We start from the raw sequence: 15,550 nt of genomic DNA, 5'->3' as shown, positions 1-15,550 counted from the left end.
AAGGATCTCAAGGTGGAGCGTCACGAATACGACGTCGTCGTCATCGGAGCCGGTGGAGCGGGGCTCCGCGCGGCGATCGAGGCGCGGCAGCAGGGCAAGCGGACGGCCATCGTCTGCAAGTCGCTGTTCGGCAAGGCCCACACGGTCATGGCCGAGGGCGGCGCCGCCGCCGCGATGGGCAACGTCAACCCGAACGACAACTGGATGGTGCACTTCCGCGACACCATGCGCGGAGGCAAGTTCCTCAACAACTGGCGCATGGCGGAGCTGCACGCCAAGGAGGCCCCGGACCGCGTCTGGGAGCTGGAGGCCTGGGGCGCGCTGTTCGACCGCACCAAGGACGGCAAGATCAGCCAGCGCAACTTCGGCGGCCACGAGTACCCGCGCCTCGCCCACGTCGGCGACCGCACCGGCCTGGAGCTGATCCGCACCCTCCAGCAGCGCGTCGTCGCCCTGCAGCAGGAGGACGAGAAGCTGCACGGCGACCCCGAGGCGTACATCAAGGTCTTCGCCGAGTGCACGATCACCCGGCTGCTGAAGGACGGGGACGCCATCTCGGGGGCCTTCGGCTACTGGCGCGAGACGGGCGACTTCATCGTCTTCGACACCCCCGCCGTGGTCCTGGCCACCGGCGGCATCGGCAAGTCGTACGTCGTCACGTCGAACTCCTGGGAGTACACCGGTGACGGTCACGCGCTGGCCCTGCTCGCCGGCGCGAAGCTCATCAACATGGAGTTCATCCAGTTCCACCCGACGGGCATGGTCTGGCCCCCGTCGGTGCGCGGCATCCTGGTGACCGAGTCGGTGCGCGGCGACGGCGGCGTCCTGCGCAACTCCGAGGGCCGCCGCTTCATGTTCGACTACATCCCGGACGTGTTCAAGGACAAGTACGCCACGACCGAGGAGGAGGGGGACCGCTGGTACGACGACCAGGCCAACAACCGCCGTCCCCCGGAGCTGCTGCCCCGTGACGAGGTGGCCAGGGCGATCAACGCCGAGGTGAAGGCCGGGCGCGGCTCACCGCAGGGCGGCGTGTTCCTCGACGTGTCCACCCGCCTGCCCGCCGCCGAGATCACCAAGCGGCTGCCGTCGATGCACCACCAGTTCAAGGAGCTGGCGGACGTCGACATCACCAAGGAGCCCATGCAGGTCGGCCCGACCTGCCACTACGTCATGGGCGGCGTCGAGGTGGACGCCGACACCGGCGCGGCGTCGGTCCCCGGCCTGTTCGCGGCCGGCGAGGTCTCCGGCGGCATGCACGGCTCCAACCGCCTCGGCGGCAACTCGCTGTCGGACCTGCTGGTGTTCGGCCGCCGGGCCGGCGCCGGAGCCGCGGCGTACGTGGACGGGCTGGCCAAGCGGCCGGCCGTGACCGGCCTCGAGGAGGCCAAGGCCGAGGCCCTGGCCCCGCTGGAGCGGACCGGCGGGGAGAACCCGTACGAGGTCCACCACGAGCTGCAGCGCACGATGAACGACCTGGTCGGCATCATCCGCAAGTCCGGGGAGATCAGCGAGGCTCTCCAGGTCGTCGAGAAGCTCAAGGAGCGGGCCAAGAACACCGCCTCCTCGGGCAGCCGGATCTACAACCCCGGCTGGCACCTCGCGCTCGACCTGCGCAACATGCTGCTGGTCAGCGAGTGCGTGGCGAAGGCCGCGCTCCTGCGGGAGGAGAGCCGCGGCGGCCACACCCGGGACGACTTCCCCGGCATGTCGGCCGAGTGGCGGCGCAAGCTGCTGGTCTGCTCCGCGAAGCCGGACGGCACGTCCGTCACGGTCGAGGAGAAGGTCCAGCCGTCCATGCGGGGCGACCTCATCGGTCTGTTCGAGCGCTCCGAGCTGGAGAAGTACCTCACCGAGGAAGAGCTGGCGGAATACGACGCCGCGGTCAAGGAGTCGTGATGGGATACAAGGCGAAGTTCCGCGTCTGGCGCGGTGAGGGCGGCGAGGGCCGCCTGGAGGACTTCACCGTCGAGGTGAACGAGGGCGAGGTCGTCCTCGACGTCATCCACCGGCTCCAGGCCACGCAGGCTCCCGACCTCGCGGTCCGCTGGAACTGCAAGGCCGGCAAGTGCGGCTCGTGCTCGATGGAGATCAACGGCAAGCCCCGGCTGGGCTGCATGACCCGGATGTCCACCTTCGAGGAGAGCGAGACCATCACGGTCACGCCGCTGCGGACGTTCCCGGTCATCAAGGACCTGGTGACGGACGTGTCGTTCAACTACCAGAAGGCCCGCGAGGTCCCGTCGTTCACGCCGCCCGCCGACGTCAAGCCGGGCGAGTACCGCATGCAGCAGGTCGACGTCGAGCGCTCGCAGGAGTTCCGCAAGTGCATCGAGTGCTTCATGTGCCAGAACGTCTGCCACGTGATCCGCGATCATGACGAGAACAAGCCGGCCTTCTCCGGCCCGCGCTACTTCATCCGGATCGCCGAGCTCGACATGCATCCGTACGACGTCGCGGAGCGCAAGGAGCCGGCGCAGGAGGAGCACGGCCTCGGCTACTGCAACATCACCAAGTGCTGCACCGAGGTCTGCCCGGAGCACATCAAGATCACCGACAACGCGATCATCCCGATGAAGGAGCGCGTGGTCGACCGGAAGTACGACCCGCTGGTCTGGCTGGGCTCGAAGATCTTCAAGCGCCAGCGCTGAGCTGACCGGCAGACGAGAGGCGCCGCCCGGGCTTCCCGGGCGGCGCCTCTGCGTTTCGTCAGTGCCGTTTCGTCAGTGCTGCTTCGTCAGTGCTGCTTCGTCAGCGCTGGTCCTCGCCGACCGCCTGGCTCCAGGGGTCGGCCATGCCCTGCTGAGGCTGCTGAGGCTGATGTGCCTGCTGCGCCTGCATCTGGGCGGGGTCGGCCACCGGGTACCCGTACGGCTGGGCCTGAGCGTAGCCGTACGGCACCGGGTAGCCGTAGGGCTGCTGCGGATAGCCCACGGTGTAGTGCTGGACCGGCACGAAGCCGACCATCGGGGCGTAGCCGGGGGTGGCCGCCGGGTAGGCCGCCACCTCGGGAGCCGGCGTCCGCGCCGCGGCCGGGCCTCCCCGCCGTACGGCGGCGGCGTGCGCCATCCTCCGCAGCCGGCCCTCGAAGATCAGCCAGGCGATCAGCGCGATGCCCACGAGCACCCCGGCGGGGATGGCGAGCCGGTGGGCCAGCGTCGGCTTGTCGTACTCGGGGGACGCGTTGCGGATCTCGATCGGCACCGTCTGGGGATCGGGCTGCTCGAACGACACGCCCGTGCTGGGGGTCTGCTGCGCCACGTCCGGCGACGGCTGCTGCTCGGACGACGCGGGAGGCAGGACCACCTGTCCGTTGTCCTCCGGGCTCGGACTGGGATCCGTGACGGGGGGGTCGGTCAGCGTGGGGATCGTCTGCGACTGCGGCGGCGGGTTCTGCTCCGTGCTGGACGCGGGGGGAGCGGTCGTCGTCGTGGCCGGCTTGGGCGTCTTGGTCTGCTTCGGCGTCGGCGTGATGGTGACGGTCTTGGTCACCACGGGCTCGGCGGTCGGGCTCGCGTCCGCCGAGGAGGAGGCCGGTGGCGTCTGGGTGACGGTGACCGTGACGACGGCGCACTGGGGGTCCTGGCCGGGGTCACATGGCTCCACCGGGTCGGCGTTGGCGCCGATCACCGGGCCCACGGCCAGGATCGCCAGTGTGGCGATGGCCACGGATGCGACAGCCGAGGACGCGGCTCTCATGTAAGCGCGTCCGATCACCGCTCGCCTCCCGTCGGCCCGGCTTTGAAGTCAGCACCGATTGTAGTTTGGTAAAAGCGGGAGCAAAGCCCGATCTTGCGAACGATTCGGCGACTATTCGGGCAGCAGCTTCTCGATCGCGGCGACGACCGGCAGGTCGGCCGCAAGCCAGGGCACGTCGTACAGCTCGTGCGGCTCCAGCCAGCGCAGCGCGAGGTGCTCCAGCGGACGGGGCACGCCCGCGACGACGGAGGCGAGCCACACGTGCATCACGTAGCCGCCGGGAGAGGCGTTAGAGGAGGCACTGGGGGAGGCACTGGGCAGCGGCCAGTCCCCGCCGACCTGGCGTCCGAGGACGACCTGGACGCCGAGCTCCTCGGCGCACTCACGCACCAGCGCCGCGCGCTCGTCCTCCCCCGGGTCGACCTTCCCGCCGGGGAACTCCCAGCCGCCGCGCAACGCCGGAGGTCCGGACCGCTGAGCGGCCAGGAGGCGGCCGCCCTCGACGATCGCGGCCCCGACGACGAGCTGCGTGTCCGTCACGTCTGCGCCCGCTTCAACTGCGCGATGACGGTCTCGTTCTCCAGCGGCCGGGTGAAGCCCACGATGTTGGGCCGGTCGCGGTAGGTCGTGACCTTGATGGGCCCGCACAGCGTGCACCGCGCCTCGACCATCTTGCCGGGCGACACGACCATGCCGACATGCCCCGGATTGTCCTTGGACGTGCCAGGACCGGCGTTGAAGAAGACGAGGTCGCCGGGCTGCTCCTGCCCCTTTTCGATCTTCATCCCGAAGGGCCACTGGCCGAAGGTCGTGCGGGGAATGGTCAGACCCGCGTTGCGGTAGGCCATGTAGATGATCCCCGAGCAGTCGAAGGCGTCCGGGCCCGTGCCGCCCCACCGGTACGGCTTGCCCCGCTGCGCCAGAGCGTACTCGAGGATCTTGCGTACGACCTCGTCGGGGGCGCTGTCGACGAAGCCGGAGTCGCAGGCCGGGTCGGCCTCCGGCGGCACGCCGATGTCCCCGGTCGCCGCGTAGCGCTTGGCGATCTCCAGCACCTGGTCGACGTACCAGGTAGCCCGGTTGTAGACGAAGATCGCCTTTCTGAGGTCGTCGGGCGCGCCGTTGCGCTTGAGCATCTTGGCCGCGCCGAGGATGGCGTCCGCCGGATTGTAGATGTCGCCGTAGCCGTCCCCGTCGCCGTCGGAGGCGTAGCCGTTGATGCCCGGCTCGATCTTCATCTTGGCCTGGCCGCCCCAGGTGCTGATGAGGAACTGCATCGGCCCTGCGGCCCCCGCGTAGTTGGTGCCGCTGCGCACCCCCGGCAGCGTCGAGCGGCCGTGGTTCGTCTCCCGCTTGCCGATGGCGGCCAGGACGTTCCACTGCACGCCGATCTGCTTGCCGAACTTCTTGTAGAGCTCCAGGTAGTCACCCGGGATGTCGCCCTGGGCCGTCTGCGAGACGTCGGCGGCGGCCCCGCCGGCTGCCCCCGTGGCCGCCTCGGCACAGCTCTCGGCCGCGCCGCCGCCGAAGAGGATCGACGGGCTGGGGGTCATCAGGATGATCGAGCCGAGCAGCGTGGCCGGGACGATCACGACGAGGGCCACCGCGATCATCCGCCAGTCCCGCCCCGCCGACGCGAGCCTGCGCACGACGCGCGTCGAGGCGCCGGGCGAAGTCATGCGCGGCGGGGCGGTCACGGCGAGTTGTCCCCGTCCTGACCGGCGTCGGCCAGTTGCAGGTCGTACACCCGCCAGTCGGTCCCCGCCTTGACCACGGTCACGGCGAACTGCTCGGGCACGTCCTTCTGGCCGTTCTTGTCCGTCACATGCCGGACCGAGTCGACGACGAACACCACCTGGCTGGCCGTCATGTCGCGGATCGTCGCCACCTTCGCCGACCCCTTGGACGTCACCTGGTCGGCCTCGTTCTGCTCAACCACCGCGGGGTCGGTGACGGTCCTGGTGAGCTGGCCGGCGAACTCGTCGGTCGCGAACCGCTTCAGCCGGTCGGCGCGCGCCGCCGGCTCCTCGCCGGGAGAGAAGGTGCCGTACGCCTCGGTGAAGCGGCGCGCCAGGTCGGCCGCCGCGCCGATCTCCTCCCTCGACAACGGCAGGTACGCGTACACGTCGAAGGCGCCGGGAGTCGTGGCCACCGGGCTGGGCTCCCGGACCGCGGTCGTCGCCCGCGCGGTGGCCACGACGGACTGCTCCCTCGTCTGCTCGTCGTCCCCGGAGGAGGAACCCGACGGCGGGCTCATCGTGAGGTAGACGCCGACGGCGGCGAGCACCACGACGGCCGCCGCGAAGGCGAGGCCCTTCCCCCGATCGCTGTTTCGGCCTCTCATCAGTCGCCGGAGTCGCGGTCGGCGGGCTTGGCCCAGAAGGGGGCCGGCGCGTCGCTGTCGCGGCGCGTGCCCTCTCCCCTGCTCGGCAGCCAGAGCGGGGGCGGCTCGGCCGAACGGGGACGGCTGGACGACGAACCGCCGGACGAACCGGAGTCCCGCGACGGGGCGGGCCGGGAACGGCCGCCGTCGCCCCGCCGGGACGATCCGCCGAACAGGCCGCCGGACGAACCACCTGACGACCTGTTCGAGGACCTGCCGGAGGAGCCGCCGAACAGCCCACCCGAGCCGCCCGACCTGCTCGACCCGCCCGACGAACCACGCGAACCGCTACCGCCGAAGAACCCGCCCGAGCTCCCGCCGGACGGCCGGGTGGACGACGGCCGGGAGGCCCAGCCGCCTGACCTGCCGCTGAACCAGCCGCCGCCGGAACCCCCGCCGGAACCCCCACTGGATCCACCGCTCGAACCGCCGCTCGGACGGACGCGGGACGGTGCGGCGGGCTGTGCGGATGACTGTGCGGCGGACGGCACGGGCGCGGCGGAGGCACCGGTGACCCGCTGCGGCGGGGCCGACGGGCTCCCCGCCGACGACGCCCCGGCCTTCGCCCCGGACTGTGCGACGGACTGTGCGACGGACGCCATGGACGACCGTACGGACCCGGCGGGCCGCACCCCCGACAGGTTGAGCGGCGGGGCCGTTCCCGGACGTGAGGCGGCGACCCCGGCCTTGCGGCGACCGGCCCCCTGCGCGTCGGCGTCGAGCGGCGCGGGTTGCGCCCCCGCACGCGCTCCGGCCTGGGCAGGGACGTTGCCCGCGCCCTCCTCGCCGCGCACGCGGCCCTGCGCCACGCCCGCCGTGCCCGCGCCGGTCGCCATCGCGGCCGCGCTGATGACCGGCTCGGCCTTGCGCAGGCCCCACCGGCCCGCCCGGGCCGCCGCGACCGGCGGCAGCACGTTGGCCGCCCGCGAGAGGGTCGGCGCGGTGGCGGCCTCGCCGAGCACCCGGGTGGTGAACGTGTGCCCGTCCATCGAGGCGAACAGGTGCTGGAACGGCCGTCTGTAGAAGAAGACCGCGATCGTCAGCAGCGCCATGAACAGGATCTGCATGCCCCACGGCAGGTTGGTCGAGATGATCAGCGCGTAGCCGTACACGAGGACGCCGAGCACCAGGGCCAGCACGGCCTGGCGCAGCAGGGTGCCGACCAGCATCTCCACCCAGCGCATGGCGATGATGCGGCCGGAGCCCGGATGCACGCCGATCAACAGGAAGACCGGCCCGAGCATCAGCAGCAACAGGAAGCCGACCTTCAGGACGAGCAGCGACACCGCCACGAGGAAGATGAGCAGACCGGCGACCATCGCCGCGATGAACGCGCCGATCGCGATGCCCAGGCGGCTGGTCCAGTCCTTGCCCTGGAACAGGAAGTACGCCGGGGTGCTCTGCATCGGCTTGGCGACCTCCTCCTCGAACCGCTGCTGGTGGACGTCGGCTGCCGGCGTCTGCTTGTCGGCCTGCTCCGCGGCGTCGATCGCCTGGAGGTTGAGCAGCTTGGCACCCAGGCCCTTCACGAGACCGGAGTCGGGGTCGGCCGTGCCGAACTCGCCCATCAGCCACGGCTTGCAGACCAGGACCGACCACAGGGCGTCGGCGTTCTGCTCCACGCCTGGCGTGCCCTGGCGGCCGTAGCCGCCCGCCGTGGGCGCGCTCGGCACCTCGCCCGGCGCGGTCTCCTTCATCGGCAGGCAGGACGCGCCACCCGCCCCCGGCAGCCCGGAGAACGCCGAGTTCACGATCTCGCCGGTCTTGTCGGTCACGGTCTTGCCGAGGCCGGTGAAGTCACCCGGGCGGCTGAAGAACCAGATCGCGACCGTGACCGCGAGGACCATCCAGATGACGCCCTCGGTGGTCGTCGTCGCGCGCTTGCGGATCAGGCCGTACCACGCCAGCCAGATCGCGCCGAGGATGACGATCGGCCGCAGGTACGGCCAGTACATCGCGTTGGCGAGGTTGGCGACGATCTTGTCGGCGACTTCCTTGATGGGCTGCAGCGGGCCCTCGGTGGCCGCCGCCTGGTAGGTGCTGATCGTCAGGCGGTCGACGGCCTTGGCCCACGAGAAGACCGTGTTGGCCCACGCGTTGCCGAGCACGGCCGTGACGTCGGAGCACCCGAGGTCGTAGGTGTGCCAGAACTGGCCGGCCATGCCGTACCGCTCGTAGTTGGTCGCCGGTTCCTTCGGCGCCTGCGCGGTCCCCTGGTCGGCGGTGGTCGCCGCGTCCTCGGTCGGCGGCGGCTGAACCAGCCCGTCGACGCCGCCGCCCACGATCTCGGGAGCGAGGTTGGGCGACAGGTCACAGGGCCCGACCGCACTCGCCGTACTGGTGGGGAAGACCAGCGGCAGCGTCACGAACGCCGCGAACGCGACGAACAACAGTGCCAGGCTCCGGCGAATCCTCCTACCGCGTCTGGCACCCTCTCTGGTGCGACCCTTCGGACCGTTCCCGCACACGCTCACGATCGCACCTCCTGCGCGACCCCCGACCGACCGGAGCCCCCGTCAAGAAGATCATGCACGTTCTCGTTCGGTTTGTCGTGTGTCGGATTGGTGTCAAGCCAGCGCAGCAGTTCCTCCGAGATCAGGTCCACCCCGATACGGCCCGCCCGGCCGTCCAGATCCCGGAAGACGCACTCCCCGTTGCCCAGGGAGCGCAGCACCGCCTTGTGCTCCTCCGACGGATCCACGCCGAGAAGCTCCATCACGTGCTCGACCTCCACGCGTTCCGTCGATCGGAACGCGAAGACCGACGACAGACAGTTGGTCACCTGCTCGTTGAGCAGGTCACCGGCGTTCTGCGAGACCAGGACGAGCGCCGTGTTGCGCGAGCGGCCCATCCGGGAGACCTCCGGCACGAGCTTGGCGCCCTCGGGGGTGGACGTGATCGCCCACGCCTCGTCGAGGAAGATCGCCTTCGGTGTGCGCCGGTCGAGCCCGTTCATCAGCCGGCGCGCGAACTGCGACACCAGGTAGAGCAGCGCGACCGACAGCCGCTGCTCGTAGGAGTAGTCGTCCCTGACCGTCATCACGTCGGGCAGCGTTAGCCCGCCGAGCGTGAACACGGTCGTCCAGCCCTCGGTGTCGATCTGCTCGCCGCCCGAGGCGTCGAAGCACAGCCGGGCCAGGTGCATCTCCGACATCGACCGCAGCACGGCGCCGAGGTTCTTGGACGCCGGGTCCGTGGACTGCTCCAGGTGGTCCACCACCTTGCCCAGTGAGGGGTCGGGCTCGTTGGAGACCGCGGCGACCGCCTGGATCATGGCGGACTCGCGCTCCTCCGACATCCTCGGCAGCAGCAGCCGCAGGGTCTCGGTCGCCATCGTCTTCTTCGTCGCGATGTCGTCGCCGAACGAGAACGGGTCGAGCAGGCCAGGCGCCGCCGACCCCAGCGGGATGACCCGCGCCTTACGGCCCCGGTTGCGCAACAGCCGTACGAGCGACTCGGCGTCGCCCTTGGGGTCGATGACCGCGATCGTGACGCCGCGCAGCGCCATCTGGTAGATCAGCAGTAGTGCGAGCGTGGTCTTGCCGCCGCCCGGCTCACCGGTGATCGCGATGGCGGTCGGGCGGTTCCGTGCCGCCGCGACGAGCGGGTCGAAGTGGACGATGCTGCGCGCCCGTCCCAGGGTCTCCCCGACGTACGGCCCGATCCACCCGGCGTTCGACTCGTCCACCCGGTCGCCGAGTTCGACGGTCGCGGTGGCCATGCCGCCCGCGATCGTGCGCAGCGGCTGCCGCTGGGCGTACGCGTTGACCCGCAGCCGCTCCCCCGGCAAGGCTTCGCAGAACAGCGAGAACTGGTCGCCGGTGGAGTTGACGACGTCGATGCCGATGTCGCGGTAGTGCTCCACGACGGCCTCGACCCGCTGGACGCACATCTCCTCGGTCGGCGCGCTGACGCTCAGCCGGTGCCAGCCGTACACGAACGGCAGGCGTTCCTTGGTGATGCCGTGCTCCAGCATGCGGGCGGCGTCGATCTGCTCGGCCAGCGCGAGCGGCGCCTCGGCGCCCGCCTCGCGGATGTGGATGTCCATGTCGCGGGCGTGGGCCAGCTTGCGCGCCACGTCCTTGCTCGCCCTGACCGGGGGGATCAGCCGCATCCGGCTGGAGACCTCCACCGGGAACGGCAGCTGGTCGGCGAAGTGCAGCCACGGCTCGCCGTCGGGGAACGGCATGAGGTCGGGAAACCGGGCGAACGACAGGTGCGCGGTGTAGGAGTCTCCGGCCGGCTGCACGATCCGCAGCAGCGACCTGCCGTTGTGGATCTGCCCCTCGACCAGCGCCTCGATCTCGCCCTTGCCCCACCTGCGGCGCGGCGTGGCCGAGGGCAGCGGCTCGCCGAGGCCGCCGGCCGCCGCGTGCTGGAACAGCCAGGCGATCTCCGTGGAGGTGGCGTGGCGGGCGTACAGCGCGCTGGAGGCCAGGGCCCGGCCGAGCCGCTCGGCGGCCTCGGTCCACCGGGCGATCTCCTTGTCCGGCACGTGGTCGTCCTCGATGCCGAGCGCCTTCTCGCTGCGCTGGTAGAAGCCGAAGAGCTGGGCCAGCACGCCGGTGCCGAGCTGCGCGCCGCGCGGCCCGAGCCGTACGCCGAGGTAGACCTCCTTGCTCCAGAAGTCCTTGGCCCAGACGTGGCGGTACATCTCCTCCAGATACTCCCGCCAGCCCGGGCCCTCGTCGGAGGTCGAGTTGAGCGCCATCGCCCACTCCGCGGCCGGGTAGGCCCGGTGCGCGATCCGCAGGTGCACCTCGGCGTCGGGCATCCTGATCGCGGCCAGCGCGATCGTGATGTTGGTGGCCAGCGCCTCGCGCTCCTCGGGGGTGAGGAACTCGTAGCTCACCGTCGGCAGCCGGAAGTAGGCCCAGGCCGCCGAGTCGGTGAGAAGAACGCGATCGTCGAAGTAACGCACCGCGAGGCGACTGCGCGCCCTGCTCATCGACCTCTCACCAGCTTCCTCGCTCGCCCCTCATCTGGCCACCTCCTGCTTGGCCTGGACAGCCGCCAGGCCGCTCGCGATCACACCCGCAAGCGCAACGTACGCCCTGCGGCCGCCCATTCGGAGGTGATTGACGTCGACCGGTCCCGGCCGCCCGGGGGCCAGCTCGTCCTCCCATGGCACCCGGACGATCGCCCGGCAGCGGCCGCTGGCCACCGCCTCGGCCTGCTCCACCTCGGGGAGGCTGCGGCGGCTCACGCCGTTGATCACCATGACGGCACGGCGCCGCAGGTCGGAGCAGCCGTGCCCGTCGAGCCACTCGTAGGTCATCGCCACCGCCTCGGAGGCGTCCTCGCTCGCGGGGGCGACCAGCACGAGTTGGTCGGCGTACGGCAGGAGCCGGGCCGCCAGCGCGGCCGCGGGGTCGATCACGGTAAGCCGGTAGTGCCGGTCGAGCGCGGCGAGCGTCCTGCGCCAGTCGGCCAGGAACGCGCGTTCCGCCAGGCGCTGCGTCACCCGGTCGTCGGTGTCCGCCCCGACGACCTCCAGTCCCGATTCGCAGCGCGTCGTGTATGCCCGCATGCCGAGGTAGCCGGTCACCTCTTCCGAGCCCTCGATCAGCGAGCTCAGCGTCTCGGGGGACTCGGCGGCGATCCTCGTCGTGAGCGTGTCCTCTCCGGTGTTCGCGTCGAGCGCGAGCACGCGGTCCTCGCGGTAACGGGCCAGTGTGTGGCCCAGCATTAACGCCGTGGTCGTCTGCCCGGCGCCGCCCGTGCAGCCGAGCACCATGATCCGTTTGCTCGTGGTGAGCGGGACGCGGGTCCGGGCCTCGTCGATCTCCATGCCGTCCGTACGGCTGCCGCCCACGACGACCTGCGCCAGCCGCCGCCAACCGCCCGACGTGTCACGCCCGACGACGGCCTCGACGCGGCGCAGCCGCGGCGGCTCCTCGTGCGCCGGCCTGCCGGGGGTGGTCGTCCCCGGGGTGGGCAGCGACGGCCGGGCGGGGCCGGCCGGGCCGGCCGCACGGGGCCCCGCGGGCACGGCCCGGATCGACACCGCCGCCGGACCCGCCGGAGGCGGCGTCACGTCCCCCTTGCCCGTGGGCACGCTTGGCTCCGCGGGCACGCTCGGGATGCGGGCACCGGCGCTCTCGTACGGCCTGGACCCCGGCGCGTGGGACGGCCTGATCCAGATGGGCGCGTCCGCGGTGGGCGGCGTGTCCTCGGTGGAAGCGTCGGAGGCGTCGGCCGCCGGTGCGTGCTCCGTCGTGGCCTCCGCGGGAGAAGCCGATGCAGGAGAGGCCGCTACAGGAGGAGCCGCTGCGGGCGCCGCCTCCTCCATCGCGGCCCGCCCGGCCGCCACGCCCTCGTCCGTTTCCCCCGTGGCCGCGGGCGCCTCGCCCGCCGACTCGCCCCACGGCACGCGGGGACGCACGAGCCGCGGCGGGCGGCCCTTGCGATGCTGCTCAAGGGCCTCGGCGTCCCGCTGCGTCGTGTTGTCCCCCTGGCCCGCGTCATCGGCGGGCTCCTGGGGCGCAGCCTTGGGCCCCTGCGACTCCCCCGCGGTGTCAGGGATGTCGATGGGGTCAGCGGTGTCTTTGGGGTCAGCGATGTGGACGGTGTCGGCGATGTCGGAGGTGTCAGCGGGAAGGACCGGGTCGGGGACGCTCCGGTCGCCGGCGTCCTCCCCGCCGGCCTCGGCGTCGTGAGCACGCTCGTCGTGAGCACGCTCGTCGCGGGGGCCCTCCTCGTGCGCGGGCTCTCCTGCGGCCGGCTCGGTGAAGGAGGTCACGCCCGACGGCCGTACGGCGTGGGGTTCGGCCGAAGCGGCGAGCCTGCGCAGGCGGCGCAGCGTCTCGGTGCCGATGGGCGGGACGGCGGGCGCCTCCGAAGACTCGGCGGGAGCGGCAGGGGGCGCCGGCTGCACAGAGCCCTGCTCGTGGCCCTCGTGGCCCTCGTGGCCCTCGTCGGCGCCGTGTCCCTCATGGCCGTGGTCCTCGTGGCCGTGTTCCTCATGGCCGTGGTCCTCGTAGCCGTGTCCCTCGTGCGGGTCGCGTTCGCGATCCGGGCCGGTGATGTGGCCGGTCTGCGGCTCGGCCGGGCGCGCGGGGAGTGCGGGGAGTGCGGGCGGTTCCGTGAGGTAGAAGACGCGCTCACCGGTGGCGCCGGCCCGGGCGACGGCGGCGCTGCGGGAGGTGGTGGCGGGGGGTGTGTCGGTGACCGGCGCGGCGGCGGCCGCCGCGGCCGCCACGGCCGGGCGTACGACACGTGAGAGGTCCACCTGGTGCGGACCCACTCGCGCGGCGGCTCCCGAGGCCGCCCGTGCGCCGGTCCTGGACACCTTCGGGACGGGCACCTTGACCGAGACCGCGCGCCGCGCCTTGCGGGCCGCCCTGCCGTGCGCCGCCGCGGCCGGCGGTGTGGTCCGCCAGACCCGCGCCGTGAGCGCGATCTCGTCCGCCTCGTCGAACGGGGCCATGCGGCACCATGTGCTCGGCTCGCTCATGTAGCGGACCTGCGACTGGAGCAGCTCGGTGAGGCGCTTGCTCTCGATGACGGGACGGGTGGAGAGCCAGGTGAGCACGCCGGGGGGAACGAGGTAGATGACGTGCCACGGGGCCGCGAACGGCAGTCCGATCAGGTAGAGGAAGACCCACCACGGCACGGAGACACCCACGAACACACCGATCCAGACGACCGGAAGCGGCATTGGCAGCCGTAGGTCGTACAGCTTGTACAGCCGCTTCTCAATACGCCAGATATTGGTATATGTGGGCAGATCCACCCCGAACCTCCTCTCCGCCCGATCACTTGATGCCAAGTGCGCCCGCGATCGCCTTCGCCGTCACCTCGATGATGTTGGGAACGTAGAAGATCACGCCGATCGCGATCGCCAGGATGATGAACTGGACGAACCTGGTGATCTCGCGGGTGAAGAGGAAGAAGATCGCCACGACCGAGACGACCGCGAGGAAGAGCGGAGCGAAGAACTTCCGGAGGAAGTCGGCGAGACCTTCGGTGTTGATGCCCGTCGTCGGCGCCGGTGACGGCGCGGCCAGATCAAGGACGTGGTCCGCGATGGTCTTCAGTATCAACTCTCGCCCTCCCGGGGGTATGGATCAGCGATGTCTATGCCGGGCATGCGCTACCCCACGGACCGGTTCGCACCCTGGATGTCCCTGACGAACCACTTGCCGCCCTGCTTTTCGATCGTCAACTGATAGGCCTGCTCGAGACCGGCCGGCTGCGCCGCCGGGTCCTGCGCCGGGCTCGCCCCCGCCGCCGACTGCCCGGACGCCACCGCCCACACGACCACCGCCGTGACCTCCCTGCTGTCGGCGCCGCCAGGCGGGACCACGACATCCTTCAGCTCGGCGAGGGTGAACTCGCCGTTGAACCCGTTGACGGTCACTCCGCTCTCGACGTACCGCTGAAGGTCGACCTGGTTGCCCGCGGCGTACGCCTTGAAGAAGCCTTCGAGCTGGGGACGTAGTTCGGCCTCGGTGGCGGAGTCGCGGTCGGGGTCCGGAAGCTGGGGCAGGCCCGCCGGGCCCGGTGCGGGCAGCAGGGCCGGCTGGGCCGAGACCACGAACCTGCCGTTGTCGTAGTAGACCGGCACGGACAGCAGACCGCGGCTGCCCCCGGACTGGTACGTCACGGTCACCCGGGCGTTGTGGTCGTCGATCACGTCGATGCCGGCGAACTGGAAGGCCCCCGCCGACAGGCGTCCGTAGCCGTTCCAGCCGAACTGCTCGTCGGCGCCTTCCGGCAGGAACGACTTCAGCCGTTCCGCGCGCTGCTGGGGGTTGGCCGCGTCGTAGTTGAGGTAGACCGCAGCGAACTGGTTGGCGAAGGCCGCCGCCTGCGTCGCCGGGAACCCGGACGTGGCCGTGCCGGTGGGGGCCACGCCGGCCGGGTCGTCCTGCGTCAGCCGATCGAACGGGGCGCGGACGCCGTTGACCACGATGACGACGATCAGCGCCCAGAGGATGACCCGCCCGGTCCAGACGAGCCAGCGGCCTCCACCGCCGCTCCAGCCTCTGCGGCGGGGGGCGGTGCCGTGCGCGGCGCTCGCCGCCTCGAAGCCTTCCAGTGGGTATGGGTCAGGGTCGCCAGCGATCCGCGGATCCTGCTGGACGTCTGACCTGCGAGCCATCACGCCTCCGCTCGCGCCGATCCCTCCGGCTGGCGCGGTTTCCTCTTGCTCTCGATCCGGTTAACCGCATTGAAGTATTCACCCTAGCGGTCCCGCCAATTCTTCCAGGTAAGCCACGCCCATGGTGCAAGCATCGCCGCGACCGAGCAAACCAGGTCCACATCCCGTAGAGACGCCCCACATCTATCCACTCTGCGGAAAAGCACGTTACGCCTGGCCAGCGAGGACATCGATTACCTAACCGCCACCTATTGCTGTCTTCGCAGCTCGCAGGCATAACGTAACCGACCGTACGCCCCCGCGCCCGTCCCCACCCTCGGACAGCGGACGGCCCCGCGCGGAGCGGGGCCGTCGTGTCGCGA

General features: G+C 71.2%; 11 protein-coding genes. 2 read left to right on the top strand and 9 right to left on the bottom strand.

The window, feature by feature from the left end; all coding sequences use genetic code 11:
* The first annotated feature begins 12 nt into the window (after nucleotides 1-12).
* Nucleotides 13-1,899, top strand: a complete 1,887-nt coding sequence (locus ACQEVJ_RS05190; RefSeq protein WP_433097700.1) for a fumarate reductase/succinate dehydrogenase flavoprotein subunit — start codon at nucleotides 13-15, stop codon at nucleotides 1,897-1,899.
* The gene (locus tag ACQEVJ_RS05185; RefSeq protein ID WP_357043204.1) at nucleotides 1,899-2,651 is read left to right on the top strand and encodes a succinate dehydrogenase/fumarate reductase iron-sulfur subunit; all 753 of its coding nucleotides are present in this window, start codon (nucleotides 1,899-1,901) and stop codon (nucleotides 2,649-2,651) included. Before ACQEVJ_RS05190 ends, ACQEVJ_RS05185 begins: the two co-directional genes overlap by 1 nt.
* Nucleotides 2,652-2,751: 100 nt before the next feature.
* Here ACQEVJ_RS05185 and ACQEVJ_RS05180 read toward each other — a convergent pair whose 3' ends face one another.
* From ACQEVJ_RS05180 to ACQEVJ_RS05140, 9 genes are all read right to left on the bottom strand, one after another.
* Nucleotides 2,752-3,669 (bottom strand): hypothetical protein, encoded by a 918-nt coding sequence (locus ACQEVJ_RS05180; RefSeq protein WP_433097698.1) that lies wholly within the window; start codon nucleotides 3,667-3,669, stop codon nucleotides 2,752-2,754.
* A 141-nt stretch (nucleotides 3,670-3,810) separates the two neighbouring features.
* Nucleotides 3,811-4,239: a (deoxy)nucleoside triphosphate pyrophosphohydrolase gene (locus ACQEVJ_RS05175; RefSeq protein WP_433097696.1), complete on the bottom strand. Its 429-nt coding sequence runs from the start codon at nucleotides 4,237-4,239 to the stop codon at nucleotides 3,811-3,813.
* Nucleotides 4,236-5,396, bottom strand: coding sequence for an NlpC/P60 family protein (locus ACQEVJ_RS05170; protein ID WP_433097694.1), 1,161 nt, complete (start codon nucleotides 5,394-5,396; stop codon nucleotides 4,236-4,238). The genes ACQEVJ_RS05175 and ACQEVJ_RS05170 overlap by 4 nt, the downstream gene beginning before the upstream one ends.
* Nucleotides 5,393-6,043 (bottom strand): hypothetical protein, encoded by a 651-nt coding sequence (locus ACQEVJ_RS05165; protein ID WP_433097692.1) that lies wholly within the window; start codon nucleotides 6,041-6,043, stop codon nucleotides 5,393-5,395. The genes ACQEVJ_RS05170 and ACQEVJ_RS05165 overlap by 4 nt, the downstream gene beginning before the upstream one ends.
* Nucleotides 6,043-8,472 (bottom strand): type IV secretion system protein, encoded by a 2,430-nt coding sequence (locus tag ACQEVJ_RS05160; RefSeq protein WP_433097690.1) that lies wholly within the window; start codon nucleotides 8,470-8,472, stop codon nucleotides 6,043-6,045. Before ACQEVJ_RS05160 ends, ACQEVJ_RS05165 begins: the two co-directional genes overlap by 1 nt.
* 80 nt (nucleotides 8,473-8,552) lie before the next feature.
* Entirely contained in the window at nucleotides 8,553-11,030 is a 2,478-nt protein-coding gene (locus ACQEVJ_RS05155; protein WP_433097688.1) for an ATP-binding protein, read from the bottom strand.
* 30 nt (nucleotides 11,031-11,060) lie between these two features.
* Nucleotides 11,061-13,817, bottom strand: coding sequence for a TcpE family conjugal transfer membrane protein (locus tag ACQEVJ_RS05150; RefSeq protein WP_433097686.1), 2,757 nt, complete (start codon nucleotides 13,815-13,817; stop codon nucleotides 11,061-11,063).
* 22 nt (nucleotides 13,818-13,839) lie between these two features.
* Nucleotides 13,840-14,127 carry a hypothetical protein gene (locus ACQEVJ_RS05145; protein WP_139577384.1) on the bottom strand — a complete coding sequence of 96 codons (288 nt, stop codon included), beginning with the start codon at nucleotides 14,125-14,127 and terminating at the stop codon, nucleotides 13,840-13,842.
* A 50-nt stretch (nucleotides 14,128-14,177) separates the two neighbouring features.
* Nucleotides 14,178-15,188 carry a conjugal transfer protein gene (locus ACQEVJ_RS05140; protein WP_433097684.1) on the bottom strand — a complete coding sequence of 337 codons (1,011 nt, stop codon included), beginning with the start codon at nucleotides 15,186-15,188 and terminating at the stop codon, nucleotides 14,178-14,180.
* Nucleotides 15,189-15,550 lie beyond the last annotated feature (362 nt).

Origin of the sequence: Microbispora sp. CA-102843, from assembly GCF_050936215.1 — a bacterium.
Classification (GTDB): Bacteria; Actinomycetota; Actinomycetes; order Streptosporangiales; family Streptosporangiaceae; genus Microbispora.
The sequence above is the reverse complement of the archived record's forward strand: the minus strand, read 5'-3'. Positions and strand labels throughout refer to the sequence as shown.

Coding starts and splice junctions, on each gene's coding strand:
- ACQEVJ_RS05155 (WP_433097688.1), bottom strand. CDS start 11,030: ATGAGCAGGGCGCGCAGTCGCCTCGCGGTGCGTTACTTCGACGATCGC.
- ACQEVJ_RS05185 (WP_357043204.1), top strand. CDS start 1,899: ATGGGATACAAGGCGAAGTTCCGCGTCTGGCGCGGTGAGGGCGGCGAG.
- ACQEVJ_RS05140 (WP_433097684.1), bottom strand. CDS start 15,188: ATGGCTCGCAGGTCAGACGTCCAGCAGGATCCGCGGATCGCTGGCGAC.
- ACQEVJ_RS05165 (WP_433097692.1), bottom strand. CDS start 6,043: ATGAGAGGCCGAAACAGCGATCGGGGGAAGGGCCTCGCCTTCGCGGCG.